Origin of the sequence: Zoogloea sp., assembly GCF_023150065.1 — a bacterium.
Classification (GTDB): domain Bacteria; phylum Pseudomonadota; class Gammaproteobacteria; order Burkholderiales; family Rhodocyclaceae; genus Zoogloea.
The window spans coordinates 1-659 of sequence record NZ_JAKLLN010000136.1 but is presented as its reverse complement, the minus strand read 5'-3'; the positions used below and the strand labels follow the sequence as shown (position 1 = coordinate 659).

The window sequence follows — 659 nt, the reverse complement described above, 5'->3', positions numbered from 1 at the left end:
TGGCAAGGACGGCGCCTTCGACGCCCGCCTCGAAGCAATGGCCAAGGCCCTGGCAGCGCTGATGTCGGCCAAGTGGTATCGCTGGCAGGTCCGGCTGATCTGAGGTTTCCCGCCCGGAGGGGCGGCGGCCGTCCGCCTGCTGCCGCACGGCACGGGTTTCCCCGCGGCTCACCGACAGGCGTATATTCCGGGCCTCATCCCCCCTTTGATCGGTTCGGCCGTGGGCCGGGCCGTGTGCGACATGCCCCTGCCCAGTTTCGATCCCGCCGACTACCCGCAACAGCTGGCCGACAAAGTTGCCCGCTACAAGGCCGACTTCGCCGCCTTCGACCTGCCCGAGCCAGAGGTCTTCACCTCCGAGCCCCAGGCCTACCGCCTGCGCGCCGAGTTCCGCATGTGGCACACCGGCGAGCGCGTCGACTACGCGATGTTCGACCCGGCCGACCCGAAGCAGGTCATCGTGCTCGACGCCTTCCCGCCCGCCGCGCCCCCCATCGCCGCCGCGATGCCGCGCCTGCGCGACGCGCTGATGGCCAGCGAGCCGCTCAAGCGCAAGATCTTCCAGGTCGACTTCCAGGCCACGCTCTCCGGCGAGCTCATGATCACCCTCGTCTATCACCGCCCGCTCGACGAGGCCTGGCAGGCCGCCGCGTCCGGGC

1 pseudogene is annotated in these 659 nt (G+C 70.4%); it reads left to right on the top strand.

From position 1 onward, the window contains the following. Positions 1 to 241: 241 nt before the first annotated feature. Positions 242 to 659: pseudogene (locus tag L6Q67_RS23885) on the top strand (tRNA (uridine(54)-C5)-methyltransferase TrmA); the annotation flags it as partial.